Genomic DNA, 16,790 nt, shown 5'->3' on the forward strand with positions numbered 1-16,790 from the left:
GAGACACCAATCCCTGTCGCGCCCCCGGAACCCTACCTTTCCGGTGCTTCTCCAGAATTACAAGTTTCTGGTAACTCCCCGACCTGTTCTGGAGTGGACGAAGGGCCGGCAGCGCCGCTCCAGAACCCCTCACAGGAAGGGGAGTCCATGAAACGGCAACAACCGACGTCGAGCATCACCCGCCTGCTTTGGCTCGCGGGGATGCTTGCGGCAGTGGGCTGTGGTGGCGCAGGTGATTCCAACGCGACAGACACCTTGGGCAAGAAAGGGCAGGCGCTCGTCTCCGCGCCGGATCTCGTCATCACGTCTCTGAGTGGTCCCCCCAGCGCCACCCCGGGCGGCGCCTTCACGGCGACCGTGAAGGTGTGCAACATCGGCACGGCGGGCTCCTCCAACGCGCGACTGGAGCTGTATCTCTCCACCACCGCGACCTTGGTCTATCCGCCCGCGCCCCCGGCCTCGGGCCAGATGCTCATCGGCTCGCTGGATGTGCCGGGCCTGATGAATGGCCAGTGCGCGACGCGCACGGTCCCCGCCTATGCCTCAATCCCTCCGGGTGGGTCGCCGGACTCCGCCTACTCCCTGGGCGCGGTCATCGACGCGAACCAGGCCCAGTCGGAGCTGCGTGAGGACAACAACACGTTCGTCGCGGGGTTGATGGGCGTGGGCAACCGCTTGGACCTCGTCGTCACCCGCGTGAGCGCGCCCGCGAGCGTGCGCCCGGGGAACGCCTTCACCGCTTCCGTCACCGTCTGCAACCAGGGCACGTCCTCGACGAACGCCAGCAACATCCCCGTGGAGCTGTACCTGTCCACCGTCCCCAGCCTCACGATGCCCGGCATGGGCGTGCCCCCGCCGCCCACGCAGATGATGCTGGGCGCCACGACCGTGAGCTGGCTCGCCCAGGGACAGTGCACCACGCGCTCGCTGACCGTGAACGCCTACCTGCCCCCCGCCGCGACGGGGGACGGCGCCTATACGCTGGGCGCCATCGTGGATTCGTACCGCTCCGAGCAGGAGCTGCGTGAGGACAACAACGTCTTCATCAGCGGCCTCATCGGCGTGGGCAACCGCTCCGACCTCGTCATCACCCGGCTGAGCGCGCCGCCCAGCGTGACGCCGGGCAACCCCTTCACCGCGTCCCTCACCGTCTGCAACCAGGGCACCAACCCCACGAACACCAGCAACATCCCGGTGGAGCTGTACCTGTCCACCGTGGCCAGCCTCACCTCGCCGCCCACGCCGCCCCCGGCGACGCAGCGGATGATCGGCTCCACGCAACTGCCCATGGTTCCGCCGGGCCAGTGCCTCACCGTCGACGTGTCCGTCTCCGCCCAGCTTCCTCCGGCGGCCACGGGCGACGGGGCCTACACGCTGGGCGCCATCGTCGATCCGTATGGCTATGAGCAGGAGCTGCGCGAGGACAACAACGTCTTCATCAGCGGGCTCGTGGGCGTGGGCTATCGCTCGGACCTCGTCGTCACCCGCGTGAGCGCGCCAGCCAGCGTGACGCAGGGAGGTCCGTTCATCGCCTCCGTCACCGTCTGCAACCAGGGCACGTCGACCACGGGCGCCAGCAACATCCCCGTGGAGGTGTACCTGTCCACCGTGGCCAGCCTCGCCGCGCCCGTCTCGGGCGGCCCCTATGCGCCTCCGCCGAGCCAGATCATGCTCAGCTCGTTCTCCCTGTCGTACCTCGCGCAGGGGCAGTGCACCACGAGAGACCTGCAGGTGAACGCGTACCTGCCTCCCGAGGCCACCCCCGACACCGCGCTCTTCGTCGGCGCCATCGTCGATCCGTACGGCTATGAGATGGAGCTGCGCGAGGACAACAACACCTTCGTCGGCGGGCTCATCGGCGTGGGCAATCGCTCGGACCTCGTCATCACCCAGCTGAGCGCGCCGCCCAGCGTGCGGATGAGCGCCCCTTTCACCGCATCCGTCACCGTCTGCAACCAGGGCACGTCCACGACGAGCAGCAGCAACATCCCCGTGGAGCTGTACCTGTCCACCGTCCCCAGCCTCGCGCTGCCGGGCATGGGCGCCCCGCCGCCGTCCACGCAGACGGTGCTGGGCTCCGTCTCGCTGTCCTCGCTCGCGCCGGGGCAGTGCGTGACTCGCAGCCTCACGGTGAACGCCTACCTGCCTCCGGACAGCACGGGTGACGGCGCCTATACGCTGGGCGCCATCGTGGATCCGTACCGCTCCGAGCAGGAGCTGCGCGAGGACAACAACGTCTTCATCAGCGGCCTCATCGGCGTGGGCAACCGCTCCGACCTCGTCGTCACCCAGGTGAGCGGTCCCCCCAGCGTGATGCCTGGCGCGGCGTTCACCGCCACCGTCACCGTCTGCAACCAGGGCACCACGATGACGAGCGCCAGCAACATCCCCGTGGAGCTGTACCTGTCCACCCTCCCCACGCTCACCGCGCCGTCGCCCATGTCCGGGCCTCCGCCCAGCACGCAGAGCCTGCTGGGCGCGCTCGCGCTCACGCCCCTCGACGTGGGGCAGTGCACCACGCGCACCCTGACGGTGAACGCCTACCCGCCTCCGCCGACTTCGCCTTTGGCGGACCGGGCCTACTACCTGGGCGCCATCGTGGATTCGTTCGGCAGTGAGCTGGAGCTGCGCGAGGACAACAACACCTTCATCGGCGGACTCGTCGGGGTGGGCACCAGTCCCGACCTCGTCGTCACGCAGGTGACGGGCCCCGCCAGCGTGCGCTCGGGCACCTCGTTCACGGCCGTCGTCACCGTGTGCAACCAGGGCACGTACCCGATGAGCTACACCGCGCTCCCGGCGGAGCTGTACCTGTCCACCACCTCCACGCTCGCCCTTCCGTCCCCGTCCGGCCCGGGCCCGATGAACCCCAATCAGATGCGGGTGGGCATCCTCACCCTGCCGCAGCTCGCGCCCGGTCAGTGCACCACCCAGACGGTGCAGGCCTACGCGGACCTCCCGCCCTCGAACACCGGCGACGGGGCCTACTACCTGGGCGCCATCGTGGATCCGAACCGCTCCGAGCCGGAGCTGCGCGAGGACAACAACACCTTCGTCGCGGGCCTCATCGGCGTGGGCAATCGCTCGGACCTCGTCGTCACCCAGGTGACCGCTCCGACGAGCGTGCGCATCGGCGCTCCGTTCACCGCCACCGTCACCGTGTGCAACCGAGGCACGGCCATGGTCATGAACAACAACATCGCCGTGGAGCTGTACATCTCCACCGTGCCCCGCATCACCCCGCCTCCGTCGCCGCCCTCGGGGCCCGCGCCCACGAGCCAGCTCATGTTGAGCTACCTCGTCATCTCGCCGCTCGACGCGGGGCAGTGCACCACGCGCACGATGAACCCCAACGCGTACCTCCCCTCCGACGCGGGTGGCCTCGCCGGGGTGTATTCCCTGGGCGTGATCGTTGACTCGTACCGCCAGGAGCTGGAGCTGCGCGAGGACAACAACATCTCGGCGCTCTCCTCGTTGTTCGTGTTGCCGTAGTCGTCGCGAAACTGGGACGCGTCCTCGCTCGGTGCTGCATGCGCCGGGCGAGGCGCGATATCCCCTGCGCCCTTTCGGATGAGCGACTAGCGTGGAGCCGCTGAGTCCTCGCCGGAAGGAAGCGCGCATGTCCCATCGAAACTTCAGTCGGAGTGAGTTCCTCGCCCTCACGGGCCTGCTCGCGGGCACCTCGCTCCTGCCGACCTCCGCGAACGCGGCCCCTGGCAAGCCCGCCGCTCCCGCGAGCACGGGCGGCGCTGCCCCGGCTCGCCCGACGTCACCGCCGCCCTCGCCGGACGAGTGGGAGCGGCTGCGTCACGCCTGCCGCGCCGCCATCCCGCATGAGATTCCCAGCGACGACGGATCCGAACTCATCCGCGTGGGCGAGTGGATGAAGCGCCAGGGCATCCGCGGGGACTTCTACGGCAACAGCGAGTTCATCCAGGCCTTCGAGAAGCGCATCGCGGAGATGCTCGGCTTCGAGGACGGCTGCTACATGCCCACCGGCACCATGGGCCAACTCATCCTCCTGCGCATCCACGCGGACACCACGGGCAAGCGCAGCTTCGGCGTCCACCCGTCCTCGCACCACGTGATGCATGAGGACGATGCAGAGTCCGAGCTGCATGGATTGCAACCCGTGCTGCTCGGGCCGTGGAGCCGCCCGCTGCTGGGCAACGACGTGCGCGAGGCCCGCGAGCCGCTCGGCTCGGTGAGCGTGGAGCTGCCCGTGCGCTGGCTGGGCGGACAGCTCCAGACGTGGGAGCAGTTGGAGGACCTGAAGCACGCGTGCCAGGAGCGCGGCGTGAAGCTGCACATGGATGGCGCGCGGCTGTGGGAGAGCCAGCCCTTCTATGGCCGCTCCTACGCGGACATCTGCCGAGGCTTCGACTCCGTCTACGTCTCCCTCTACAAGATGGTGGGCGCGCTCAGCGGCGCCATGGTGGTGGGCAGCAAGGAGCTGATGCGCTCCGCGCGCCTCTGGCGTCACCGGCACGGTGGCAACCTGTTCCAGATGACGCCCTACGTGGCCTCGGCGGCCATGCGCCTGGACGCCGCGCTCGCGCGCATCCCCGCCTACGTCCAGCGCGCGCGCACGCTCACCGAGGCCCTGGCCGCGGACGCGCGCATCACCGTGCTGCCCCGCCCCGTGCAGACGAACATGTTCCACGTCTTCCTGCGCGGCGACCCCATGGACTTGATGCGCCAGCGCGACCGCATCGCGAAGGAGAGCGGCATCTGGGTGGCGGATGGCTTCGGCCGCACCCGCGTGCCCGGCATCGCGCAGACAGAGATTCAGATCGGCGAGGGCCTGGGCAAGCTCACCGACGCGGAGGCCGCGCGCGCGTTCTGGCGGCTGCTCGAGCCGGCTTAGCCGCCTCGCCCGCGACGCGGACCTCGAAGTCCCGAGCCTCCGGCTCCATGAAGCGCAGGAGGGCCTCGCCCTCCTCCGTGAGCGCCGTTCGCACCGGCTTCGTCAACGCACCGAAGGGCTCCAGCTCCAGCGCCGCCACCGAGCGCTTGAGTTCGCAGGACCAGGTGCCCGCCGCGAAGCCGTCCACCAGGAACGTGGGCAGGATGCGCAGGTTCGCCTTGGAGATGAGCTTGCGATGCGCATCCGCCACCACGCGCGTGCGGTCATCGTGGCCCAGGATCAAGTTGTCGAAGTCGGGGAGGAAGCGCACGGGCGCCTCCACGTCCTCGGACGGCCGCGGCGCCTTCGGCAGATCGAAGAGTTCACGGCCCCGCTCATCGCGGAACGTCACCAGTTGGGGACGCAGTGACTCGAAGGTGTCTTTCAGTCGAGAGAGGCCGGACCACTCCTGCGCATCGGTGACCGAAGCCGGGCCGAACGCCGCGAGGTAGCGCAGCACGAGTTCCCGGGGCGACACGTCAGTGCTCAGCGGAGCGCCCAGCCACGTCTCCGCCACCGCGAAGTCCGTGGTGCCCGGGAATGCCCACGCGTCGTCCTCGGTGGGCACCTGGAGCACGGGCAGCGACATCCGCACGGTGAAGCCCATGGCCCGCTCGTCGAACTTCGGATGGCGCGCGACGAGGAAGTCCCGCAGGGCCTCGAAGGGGCGCGGCTGCTCGTCGAAGAAGGCCCGCGCCTCCGCCACCAGCGCCGGCACGTCCAGGTTCTCCGCGCGCTCGCGCAGGATGGACTTCGCCGACTGCGTGAACAGCTCCTGGAACACGGCCCGCTGCGCGCGGTAGTCCCTCGCGCTCGCCAGGTGCAGCGTGCCGCGCATCAGCGTGCCCCGGACCACCTTGCGCGACAGCAGCAGCTTCGAGAGGTCCTCGCGCTGGAAGTCGCGCACGCGAGACCACAAGCCCAGGAAGGGCGGACGGGCCAATTGCGCCTGGAGTCCCGCGAGGCGCTCGACCGCATCGAGCGTGGAGACCTTCTCGCGAGACAGCAGCATCTGTCGCGCGAGCGTGGCCCGGTTGATTTGGCGCCGAGTCAGCGTGGGGGAGACGGACATTCCCCCACGCTAGTGGAGCCGATGGACTCGCGTCACATCGACTTGCAGTCACGCCACTGGAGCCCCGCCGTGGAGGCGAAATCTAGCAACTGCGGCAGCGCCACGTGCACCTTGTCGTGCACGTCGTGGAACAACACGATGCCTCGCCGCCACAGCAGCATCAGGCTGACGAGCCGGTCCGTCATGGGCGCCGGGCCAATCTTCGCGTTCCAGTCCTGCGAGTCGATGTTCCACAGCACCACCGACGCGCCCTCGCCCTTCAGGAACGTCGTCAGCTCCGCCGAGCGCTGGCCATACGGCGGCCGGAACAGCACCTTCGCGTTGCCCTGGATGCCGAGCGACGCGATGAGGCCGCGCGAGCCCTCCAGCGAGTCCTTCCAGGTGGCGAGCTTCTGGTGCGACGTGTGCGTCTGCCCGTGCGATCCCACGCACTGCCCCTGGTACAGCGCCTGGAGGCTCTCCGCGCTCGTCTTCGTCTGCCGCGTCTTCAGCGAGTCCCCGAGCACGAAGAAGATGCCGTTCGCCTTGCGGGCCTTCAGCATCGCCATGAGGCGGTCCGTCCCGCCGCCCGCGGGCGTGGGCCCGTCATCGAACGTGAGCAGGAACTGCCGGTCCGGCCAGTCCGAGCCCGTCACCTCGCCCGGCGCCAGCGTGAGGATCTCACTGGTGGGCCCGGGGAACAGCGCCGCAAGCCGCAGCTGCTCCTTCGCATAGAGGCCATAGAAGCGCGTGGCCATCTCCAGCCACGCCTGATGGCTGGCCGGCACGCCCGCCGCGAACGACTGTCCCTGCGCGACGACGTTCGCGGCGGTGGGGGCCGCGCCCTCGCAGCCCAGCTCGCTCGGGGCGGCACACGCCACGCGCGCCGCCTTCAGGTTCTCCGCCACGCGCCCCTTCACCTCGCCCAGCCAGCGGCGCACGGAGTCCTCGTGCACCTGCTTCACCCCGAGCAGCGTGCTCAGGGTGGCCACGTCGCTCCCTTCCAGCTCGCCCAGCGCGTTGGCGAAGGCGAGGTTCTCCGCGCGGGACGCCCGATCGAAATCCTTCGGGGAGCGGATGGGCTCGGGCCACAGCGAGCGATCCGCCGAGGCCACCTCCTTGGGACCCGCGGCCTGGGCCACCGGCCCGAGTACGAGGAGCGACGCGACAAGGAATGGAATGGATGGGCGCATGGCGGAGTCGTCCTGACTTACGGCTGACCGAGCTTCTGCTTCATCTTCTCGATGCCACTGCGGTAGGCGGGGTGCTCCTTCTTGCCCAGCGCGGCCTGGTAGTTCTCCAGCGCGTCACTCCACTGGCTCTGGCTCTCGTAGACGCGGGCGATGTTGTAGAAGGAGCTGGCCTGGATGGTGTTGGCGTTCGGGCCCGAGGCCAGCGCGATGGCCTTGCGGTTGGCCCACAGCGCCTCGGCGCTCCGGTCGAGCTTCTGGTACGCGAGGCCCAGGTTGCTGTACGCCTGCCCGTGCTCGGGGTTGTTGGCGATGGCCTCCAGGTAGAGCGCCACGGCCTCGTCCAGCTTCTTCGCGTGGTAGGCCTGCTCGCCCTGGCGGTTGAGCTTGTCCGCGAGCTTGACCTGATCCGACGACACCTCGGGAACGGACTTGAAGCCCTCGCCGGAGATGAGGCCCTGCATGAAGTCGCCGACCTTCGAGCGGTCGCTCACGTCGGTGAACTTGTTGATGTCATAGAACTCGCCGTTGTCGCCAATGCCAAACACCACCCAGACATTGCCTGCCTTGCCCTGGGGCGGCGTGAAGGTGCGGACGAGCGAGGAGCCCACATAGACAAACACCTTGGCCTGGCTCGCGTTGGACAGCGTGGTGGAGCCCTGCGCGTCGCCCTCGGTGTAGTTGTGCACGGCGTAGAGGTACTTCACGCCCGGCTTCTTCTTCTCCAGGGTGATGGTCTCCGGCCCGTAGCTCGTGGTGTCGTCCACGTCGAGGTTGGCCAGGTCCCCCTTCTTCTTGGAGAAGAAGACGTGGGTGGACGGGTGCACCAGGTGCGAGTCGAGGTCCGCCGGCTTGGCGCCCCAGTTCAGCACGATGCGCATGCCGTCCAGGTTCTGGGTCATCACGGGGCTGACGGCATACGTCAGGCCGTTGCACGGGCAGCGCGCCACGAGGTTGGAATAGCCATCCTTCTTCACGATGAGGCTGACGCCGCTGTCGTCCAGGCCGCCAAAGGGCTTCTCGAAGCGCACCGTGCCATCCGCCGCCGTGCTGCCCTGGACGGAGGCCTCACCGTTCTTCTGAAGGATGACCTCCGCGCCGGCGATGGTCTGATCCTTCACCGTCGCGCTGAGGATCTGCACCCGAACCGACTCTGCCCCCAACGCGCTCATCGGCAGTCCCAAACCCAGGGAGACCGCCAGCGCCAGAACCCGCTTCATCGTGTCACTCCGTCGAATCATTGAGATGGAAGGTGCGCCGCACGGGCCGCCCGGACGAAGTGATACTGCAAGGCGCTCGCCAGCCATAGCCCCCCATGCGCACACCGAAATGTGGGAGCGGGACCGCGCTCGCGGCGCGCCCGTGTGGCCAAAGGGACGCACCGGGCCCGCGAGAGGGCTCAGCCCGCGCGCGACGCCCGGTGCCACGCCACCAATCGCGCCACGCCCTCCTCCACCGGGACCTGGGGACGAAAGCCCGTCTCGCGCTCCAGCGCGGCGGTGTCCGCCCAGGTGGCCTCCATCTCGCCCACCTGGGCGGGCCGCGACTCCAGCCGGGCCGTCACACCGAGGTTCCGCTCGAGCAGCGCCACGAAGTCTCGCAGCGCCACCGCGCGGCCAAAGCCCACGTTGAGGACGCGGTGCGGCGGAGCCGAGGCCGGGGGCCTGTCGAGCACGCGCAGCACCGCCTCGGCCACGTCGTCCACGAAGGTGAAGTCGCGCCGCATCCACCCGTCGCCGTGCAGCGCGAGCGGTCGCCCCTCCTCCATCGCGCGCAGGAACAGCAAGGGCGCCATGTCCGGCCGGCCCCAGGGTCCGTACACGGTGAAGAAGCGCAGGCCCGTGGTGGGCAGCCCGTGCTGATAGCTGGCCGCGTGCGCCATCAGCTCATTGGCGCGCTTGGTGGCGCCGTAGAGATTGAGCGGGCGATCCGCCGCGGCGTCCTCGCGAAACGGCGGCGTCCCCGCGCCATAGACAGAGCTGGAGGAGGCGTAGACGAGGTGCCCGACCCGCGCCTCGCGGCAAGCCTCCAGCACCTGGAGGAAGCCCGTGACGTTGGTGTCCGTGTAGCGCCGGGGCTCGCTGCTCGCGTCGCGTACGCCCACGCGCGCGGCCAGGTGCACCACGGCCTGGGGTCGCTCGTGCGCGAACAGCTCACACAGCGCGGGCCCGTCCGTGATGTCCACCGGCTGGTAGAGGAAGCCCCGCGTGCCCAGGAGCCGCGCCAGCCGCGCCCGCCCCGCGTTCACATCGGTGGAGGCCGGCAGGTGATCCACACCCACCACGGTGTCGCCGCGCCCGAGCAATCGCTCACAGACATGAAACCCGATGAAGCCCGCCGCGCCTGTTACCAGAACCCGCATGCGCTCAGGGCACGGCCCGCACGGCGTCCACCGCCGCGCGCCGCAGGTACGACTGCCAATCCGACTGCGCGGCGTACACGCTGATGACGGGCTGGGAGCGGAAGGTGTCCGTCCACTTCACCTGTCCATCGGGGCCCACCACGCCCATGCGCAGCACCACGTCCGCCCGGCCCATCACCGCGGCGCCGGACACATCCAGCCAGTCCAGGATGATGACCACCGCGGCCTCGGCCTGGTTCTGCTGGATGAAGGACATCACCTCGTTGGTCTGCGGCAGCGGCGCCTCGGAGGCGCGCGTCGCCACCACCTCGAAGCCGCGCTCGCTCAGCACCGCCTCCGCCTGCCTCGCGAGCACCTGCCGAGGGTTGCTCTCATCGAGCATGTCCTGGCGATAGGTGCCCGTGGGCAGCCGCTCCACGCGCGAGCCGGACACCACCACCACCTTGCGGATGGCGCCCGGCGGACGCACCTCGCGCTGGCCCGCGCAGGACGCGGCGACGAGGCACAGCAGCAGGACGGGGACGACTCGGAGGGCGCGCATGCCCCCGACGCTAGGCCACCTCGCGGCCGCCCTCCACCGACATGTGACGCAACTGCGCGAGGCCAGACACCGCGTGTCTCCCTGCTCAGTCAAACAATCCTTGCAGGTAGTAGCGGCCGTCGCGCGCATCGCGGAACACCCACGCGGGCCCCAGTCCCTCGAAGAACACGCGGTAGTAATCGCGCGAGAAGGCCGACTCGGACCACCACTCACCGGCCAGTCGCTCCGGCCCTTCCATCATCGTCACCCCATGACGACGCCCGTTCAGCCAGGCCGCCTGCATCCCGCCGGATGACGACAGCTCTGCCTCCAGGCAGGCGGGCTGCGCCAACAACCGGGGCGGTCGCTCCCACGCCACCGAGTCCCGCCCCACCGCGCGCCCAGGCTCCGCGGGCCGCCCCAGCAACTCCATCCCCAGTCCCCGCCGCGCCTCCGGAGGTTGGAAGCGCCGAGGCTGGTGCGCGGCCTCGGGCCGGAACGCCGCCTCCAGCGCCGAGGAGAACAGCGACTCGTCCCCCATCGTGGTCACCAACCGGGACAGCACCACCTCCAGCGCCGCGTCCCCTTCCGGCACTTCGCCCAGCGAGAGCTGCTGACCCGAGTCCTCTCCGTGCTCGTCCACCCGCGCGGCCACCTCCACCACGGGGTGCTCCACGCGCTGCTCGCTCAGCCGGTGCCGGGCCAGATCCAACAGGAGCTTCGCGCGGGCCGTGGGGCGCGCCAGCGTCAGCGGCAGCTCCAGACACCCCGTGGGATCCAACTTCAGCCGGAAGGTGAGCTTCACCGCCGCCAGGCCTCGGCCGGACAGCCGCGCGCCCAGGCGATCCAGCAGCGTCTTCAGCGCGAACTGGAGCGGCTCGAAGGACTCGACAGGCCCCTCCAGCACCACCCGCTCCTCCAGCACTTCCTCCAGCACGGCGGGCACGAAGGGCGTGTCATCCGCGCCTCGACAGCGCGCTTGGATGCGTGCGCCCGCCGCGCCTCCGCGCGCCGTCACCGCCGCGGGAGGCAGCGCCGCCACCTGCCCCAGCGTGGACAGCCCGAGCGCCGAGAACGCCTCGGCCTCGCGAGACTCCAAGGCGGACAGCGACAGCGGCGAGAGCGCCCGGCCACTCTCGCCCTCGGCCACCACCTCCACGCGCCGCGCCCCATGCCGAGCCAGCGCCCGCGCGGTAAACGACTCCGAGGCCACCGCCACGTGCCCCCGGTAACCCTGCTCGGCGCAGACCTCCAGCACCCGGTTCCCCAGGGCCTCCTCGCCGCCCACCAGATGCGCCGCGCTCGCGTCGAACCACAGGCCTTCCGGCGCGCTGAGCTGGAAGCCCGGACACAACCCCAGCAACGCCTCCCCCAAGGCGACGAGCGCGGCCGTCTCCGCCTCCGGCCGATAGGGGAAGTTCCCCAGCGAGGGCTCCAGCGCGCACGCCGCCGTCAGCGTCAGCCCCGGCCGCGCACCGGCCCGCAGCGCGCTCGTGGACGCGAACGCCACCCGGCGCTGGCCACGCGACTCCTCCACGAGCACGAAGGGCCGCCCCGCCAGCTCCGGCGACTCGACCACCTTGCGCTGCACCGGGAAGCGCACGAGGTGCAGATAGCCTCGCCGCATGGATCAGCACCGCCCCGCGCCGCGCGCCCCCTCGGCACGCGACATCGAGGGCAGGCGGACAGACCGCGCCTGGCCTTGGACTCCAGCGCCGTTGCGCAGGGCGCTCCGCTGCTCCCGCTGGAAGTCCGCCGTGGCGTCCGCGGCTCCCACCGCCACGTCCAGCAGGTGCCCGCCGCCGTCCAGCCCCAGCTCCGGATACAGCTCACTCCACGGGCGCACCACGCGGCTGCCCGTGCCGCCCTGCCGGCTGCGCACCAGCTCCACGGACCAGCCCTCCACGCCCCGGGCCTCCAGCCGCAGCCGCGTCATCCCATCCGCGGGCGCGTCCGGCGTGGTGAGCAGCAGCAGCCCGCCACCGCGCCCCGCCGCATCCGCCAGCTTGCGCGTCTCCGGCAAAGACAACCGCGTCGGCCGCCCCGCCGCGCCCACCCCGCGCGTCAGGTCCAACACCACGCAGGCGAAGGCGCCGCTGCGAGCCAGCTGCACCGCGGCCCACACGCGCTGCTCCGGCAGCGGAGGCCGCACCACCAGGAGGCGCTCCAGGTCCACGCCCAGGGCCGCCGCCGCCGGGGGGTAAAGCTCTTTCGGCCCATCCACCCACGCGCACAGCCGCTGCTCCCGGTGCGCCGCTGCCACCGCGCGCAGGGCCAGGCTGGTGCGCCCCGAGGCCGCCTCGCCGCACAGCTCCACGGCCTGTCCCAGGGGGAAGCCTCCCGCGGGCAGCAGCGCGTCCACCGCCGCCACGCCCGTGCGCAGCACCGCCAGGTACTGGCGCGGCGCCGCCTGGAGCTTCCGGATGCGCTCGCGGAGCTGCTCGACCACCGAGCCCGTCGCCGAGCCTGTCGCCGAGGCCGCTGGTTCCGCGCGCATCGCCTGCTGATCCACCGCCGCGCTCATCTCGCCTCCCGCACACGTCCGCCAGCCCCTCGGCTGGACGGTCGTTCAGTATGCTAGGAGGTCTGACACCAACCGCTGTGGACACAGGGTGGTGGATGGTGGCGGATGACGTGTCAGGTCTGGTGACGAAAAGCCGCGCGAGCTAGCCCGCGCAGAGCAGCTTCACATCCACCCGGGTATCGCCCACGCGACGCAGACACCCACCCAGGAAGTACAGCCGCGCCGAGCGTCCCTCCGCGGACGGCTCGTAGCGCAGCTCGCCTCCCGCCACCGAGCACACCTGCACCGAGCCATCCGCGCGCGTCAGCTCCACGCGCGCCAGCCGCGCATCCGGCAGGTTCATCACGTCCACGCTCTGGCCCACCGTGGCCAGCGCCGCGATGCCGATGAGCGTGTCCCGGTAGTTGCTCTTGCAGACGGAGTCCAGGTTCACCAGCTTGCGGTCGAACTTCTCCGCCATGGCGCGCTGGCGGTAGCCCGGGCCGTAGGACGTCGGGCAATCCGCGTTGCGCACGACAGGCCCCTGCGGCGTGCTGTCCTGCACCAACTCCGCCCGCTTGTCGCTCAGCGCCACCGGCCCGATGGTGGCCCAGAGCACCTCGCGCGAGGCGCCCGTCCCGTCATGCAGGCCCTGGAAGATGGCGTAGTAGTCATCCACCGACGTCAGCAGGTTCTCCTGCTCGTGGCAGAAGTCGCGCGAGGCGTCGTCGCGCAGCGCCACCGGAGGCGGCCGCACCGTGGAGCTGCAGTCCTCCTCGTCCGTCACCACCACCACCAGCAGGCGCGCGCCATCCCGGAGGAAGCCTCCGTTGCCCCCCTGGGCGATGGCCGTGGTGCTCAGCGGGCTGGAGACGGCCAGGCGCACCGCCTCGAAGGGCGTCTCCTGGCCACTGCCCTCCGTGCCCTGCTTCACCAGCCGGCGGAACTTCTCCACGAGGAAGCCGTCCGTGCCGTCGATGAAGCGCTCGTCCGTGGGGTTCCCGACGGCATCCGGCACCGCCTGGAGACGGCCGGCTTGATCCGGGTACTGCCGGGTGACGTCCTGGCCCGTGTTCAGGATGTGCCGCTGATACACCGACGTCGTGATGACCCCCACGCGAAAGTCCTGCGCCACCCCGCTGCCCTCCTTGATGGCCTCCAGGAAGGCGGGCAGCTCCGTGGCGATGCCCGCCTGCTCCTCGGCCATGGAGCCGGAGTTGTCGATGACGAAGAGGATGTCCGTCTTCTGCGGCGCGACGAGCGGCGGAGCGGATTCGCAAGTCCCAGGCACGGTGGAACCCGGGTCATCCACGGGAGAATGACAGGCCGCCGCCAGCAGGGCGGACAGCAGGACGAGGGGGGCTCGGAAAGGGCGCGTCACGGGGGGCCTCCTGCACGCGGCACGCACCAGCGACGCACCGCCTCGGACAGAGGGGGCGAGCATGCCCCACCCCGCTCCTGGACGCGAGACGCGAGAGGAGCGTCGCGCATCCGACGAGGCACGGAAAAAACGCACACCGCGTTTGCCACATCCGTTTTGGTTGTTACCTTGCTTCATCTGCCGCAGAAAAACGACAGATGGTTCACCGGCTCGGTTGCTTGCTGACCGGGATCAAGAAGGAAGAGGCCGAACTTCATGTCTGACGAGAAGAAGAAGGGCACCGCGGCCAGCGCCATGCCCACCGCGATGGCTCCTCCAGGGCTGATCAACAAGGAAGACATCCCGCAGGTGCTGCCCATCCTGCCGCTGCGGAACAGTGTCTTCTTCCCGGGCGGCGTGCTCCCGCTGGCCGTCGGCCGCCAGAAGACGATTGCACTCATCAAGGACGCGGTCCGTGACGACCAGGTGATTGGCGTCGTCACCCAGCGCCGCGCCGAGGAAGAGGACCCGGGCGCCTCCGACCTCTACACCATGGGCACGGTTGCCCGCATCGTGAAGCTCCTGAAGATGGGCGAGGACAACTACTCGCTCGTCGTCCAGGGTCTGGCGCGCTTCCGCGTGCTGGAGCTGGTCCAGGAGGCCCCCTACCTCAAGGCCCGCATCGACGCGGTCGAGGACAAGACCTCGGCGGAGAACGTCGAGGTGGAGGCCCTGGGCATCAACCTGAAGAAGCTCGCGCGCGAGGTCATCGAGCTGATGCCCGAGCTGCCCGCGGCGGCCACGGAGCTCGTGGAGAGCATCACGCACCCCGGCCACCTGGCGGACCTCATCGCCGCCAACGTGGACGTGCCCATCGAGGAGAAGCAGGCCGTCCTGGAGACGGTGGACCTCAAGGCGCGGATGAAGCTGGTGCTGGAGCTGCTCAACCGCAAGCGCGAGATCCTCAAGCTCTCCAACAAGATCGACTCCGCCGTGAAGGGCGAGATGTCGAAGACCCAGCGCGAGTACTACCTGCGCCAGCAGCTCAAGGCGATCAAGGAAGAGCTCGGCGAGATGGGCGAGGAGGAGGAGGAGCTCGACGAGCTGCAGGAGCGCCTGAAGAAGGCGGGCCTGCCGCCCGACGTGGAGAAGGTGGCGCAGAAGGAGCTCAACCGCCTGAAGACGATTCCGGCGGCCTCCAGCGAGTACACCGTCGCGCGCACCTACCTGGATTGGATCGCGGATCTGCCGTGGGCCAAGCTGTCCGAGGACAACCTCGACATCGAGAACGCGCGCCAGCAGCTCGACAAGGATCACTTCGGCATCAAGAAGGTGAAGAAGCGCATCCTGGAGTACCTGGCCGTGCGCAAGCTGAAGAACGACATGCGCGGCCCCATCCTGTGCCTGGTCGGTCCTCCGGGCGTGGGCAAGACGTCGCTCGGCCAGAGCGTGGCCAAGGCCACGGGGCGCAAGTTCGTGCGCCTGAGCCTGGGCGGCGTGCGGGACGAGGCCGAGATCCGCGGGCACCGGCGCACCTACGTGGGCGCGCTGCCCGGCCGCTTCATCCAGAGCATGAAGAAGGCCGGCACCAAGAACCCGGTGATGATGCTCGATGAGATCGACAAGCTGGGCGCGGACTTCCGCGGCGACCCCAGCGCGGCGCTCCTCGAGGTGCTGGATCCGGAGCAGAACAACTCGTTCAGCGACCACTACCTGGACGTGCCGTTCGACCTGTCCAAGGTGATGTTCGTCGCCACGGCGAACCAGCTCGACCCCATCCCCGGGCCGCTCCGCGACCGCATGGAGATCATCGAGCTGTCCGGCTACACGTTCGAGGAGAAGCAGCAGATCGCCCGCATCCACCTGGTGCCCAAGCAGCTCAAGGAGCACGGGCTGTCTCCGGACCACATCGAGATCACCGACGACTCGTTGCTCGTGCTGACCACCTCGTACACGCGAGAGGCCGGCGTGCGTAACCTCGAGCGGCGCATCGCGGACATCTGCCGCGCCATCGCGGTGGAGGTCGCGGGCGGCAAGACGGAGAAGCAGATCATCAACTCCGACCGCGTGAAGGAGATCCTCGGGCCCGAGATGTTCTACTCGGAGGTCGCGGAGCGCACGGAAGTCCCCGGTGTGGCCACGGGCCTCGCCTGGACGGCGGCGGGCGGCGATCTGCTCTTCATCGAGGCGACGAAGATGGCGGGCAAGGGCGGCATGACGCTCACCGGCCAGCTGGGCGACGTGATGAAGGAGAGCGCGACGGCGGCGCTCAGCTACCTGCGCAGCAAGGCGGAGTCGCTGGGCATCAGCCCGAACTTCCTCGAGAAGACGGACCTGCACCTGCACTTCCCCGCGGGCTCCATCCCCAAGGATGGTCCCTCGGCCGGCGTCACCATCCTCACCGCGCTCACCAGCCTCCTGACGGGCATCCGGGTGCGGCACGACACGGCGATGACGGGCGAGGCCACCCTGCGTGGCCTGGTGCTGCCGGTGGGCGGCATCAAGGAGAAGGTGCTGGCGGCGCACCGGGCGGGCATCAAGCGGGTCATCCTGCCCGAGCGGTGCCGCAAGGACCTGGTGGACGTGCCGGATCAGGCCAAGAACGAGCTGGAGTTCATCTTCGTCAAGGAGATGGACGAGGTGCTCAAGGCGGCGCTGGAGACCTCGCCGTTCAAGGGCGCCGCGTCCGCCTCGGGCGGCGGTGAGCCGGGCAAGGAGGCTCCTGCCATCCCGCCCTCGGCCGAGAGCGCTCCCGAGGTCCGCGCGTAGTTCCAGCGGTCCTCCGTCATGAAGTCACGCGGGCAGGCTCCCTCCTCGGGGGCCTGCCCGTCGTCTTTTTGGCCACGTCGGACGAAAGTCGCGCTGGGCGGACCGGGCGCGACCCACGAAGATGCCGCG

Annotated in this window: 11 protein-coding genes; 3 read left to right on the forward strand and 8 right to left on the reverse strand. The window is 69.8% G+C overall.

What is annotated here, in order from left to right; genetic code table 11:
- Window positions 1-147: 147 nt before the first annotated feature.
- Window positions 148-3,492 carry a hypothetical protein gene (locus JGU66_16180; GenBank protein MBJ6762308.1) on the forward strand — a complete coding sequence of 1,115 codons (3,345 nt, stop codon included), beginning with the start codon at window positions 148-150 and terminating at the stop codon, window positions 3,490-3,492.
- A gap of 127 nt (window positions 3,493-3,619) precedes the next feature.
- Window positions 3,620-4,867: a beta-1,3-galactosyltransferase gene (locus JGU66_16185; protein MBJ6762309.1), complete on the forward strand. Its 1,248-nt coding sequence runs from the start codon at window positions 3,620-3,622 to the stop codon at window positions 4,865-4,867.
- On the opposite strand, the gene JGU66_16190 is transcribed toward JGU66_16185, so the two are convergent.
- The 8 genes from JGU66_16190 to JGU66_16225 form a co-directional block, all read right to left on the reverse strand.
- A complete protein-coding gene (locus JGU66_16190) occupies window positions 4,815-5,978 on the reverse strand; it encodes an AlkZ family DNA glycosylase (GenBank protein MBJ6762310.1) in 1,164 nt (387 codons plus the stop codon). The genes JGU66_16185 and JGU66_16190 overlap by 53 nt on opposite strands.
- Window positions 5,979-6,010: 32 nt before the next feature.
- Complete coding sequence (locus JGU66_16195; protein ID MBJ6762311.1) at window positions 6,011-7,150, reverse strand: polysaccharide deacetylase family protein; 1,140 nt, start codon at window positions 7,148-7,150, stop codon at window positions 6,011-6,013.
- A 17-nt stretch (window positions 7,151-7,167) separates the two neighbouring features.
- Window positions 7,168-8,367: a tetratricopeptide repeat protein gene (locus tag JGU66_16200; protein MBJ6762312.1), complete on the reverse strand. Its 1,200-nt coding sequence runs from the start codon at window positions 8,365-8,367 to the stop codon at window positions 7,168-7,170.
- Between the two features lie 179 nt (window positions 8,368-8,546).
- Window positions 8,547-9,509 (reverse strand): NAD-dependent epimerase/dehydratase family protein, encoded by a 963-nt coding sequence (locus tag JGU66_16205; protein ID MBJ6762313.1) that lies wholly within the window; start codon window positions 9,507-9,509, stop codon window positions 8,547-8,549.
- 4 nt (window positions 9,510-9,513) lie between these two features.
- Window positions 9,514-10,050, reverse strand: coding sequence for a hypothetical protein (locus JGU66_16210; GenBank protein ID MBJ6762314.1), 537 nt, complete (start codon window positions 10,048-10,050; stop codon window positions 9,514-9,516).
- A gap of 85 nt (window positions 10,051-10,135) precedes the next feature.
- Entirely contained in the window at window positions 10,136-11,656 is a 1,521-nt protein-coding gene (locus tag JGU66_16215; protein ID MBJ6762315.1) for a DNA polymerase Y family protein, read from the reverse strand.
- Window positions 11,657-11,659: 3 nt separating this feature from the next.
- On the reverse strand, window positions 11,660-12,553 hold the full coding sequence (locus JGU66_16220) for a recombinase RecA (GenBank protein MBJ6762316.1): 894 nt from the start codon (window positions 12,551-12,553) through the stop codon (window positions 11,660-11,662).
- 142 nt (window positions 12,554-12,695) lie between these two features.
- Entirely contained in the window at window positions 12,696-13,913 is a 1,218-nt protein-coding gene (locus JGU66_16225; GenBank protein ID MBJ6762317.1) for a VWA domain-containing protein, read from the reverse strand.
- Between the two features lie 255 nt (window positions 13,914-14,168).
- On the opposite strand from JGU66_16225, the gene lon reads away from it, so the two are divergent.
- Window positions 14,169-16,661, forward strand: a complete 2,493-nt coding sequence (gene lon, locus JGU66_16230; protein ID MBJ6762318.1) for an endopeptidase La — start codon at window positions 14,169-14,171, stop codon at window positions 16,659-16,661.
- Window positions 16,662-16,790: the final 129 nt, after the last annotated feature.

The sequence above is a fragment of the Myxococcaceae bacterium JPH2 genome (assembly GCA_016458225.1).
Taxonomy (GTDB): domain Bacteria; phylum Myxococcota; class Myxococcia; order Myxococcales; family Myxococcaceae; genus Citreicoccus.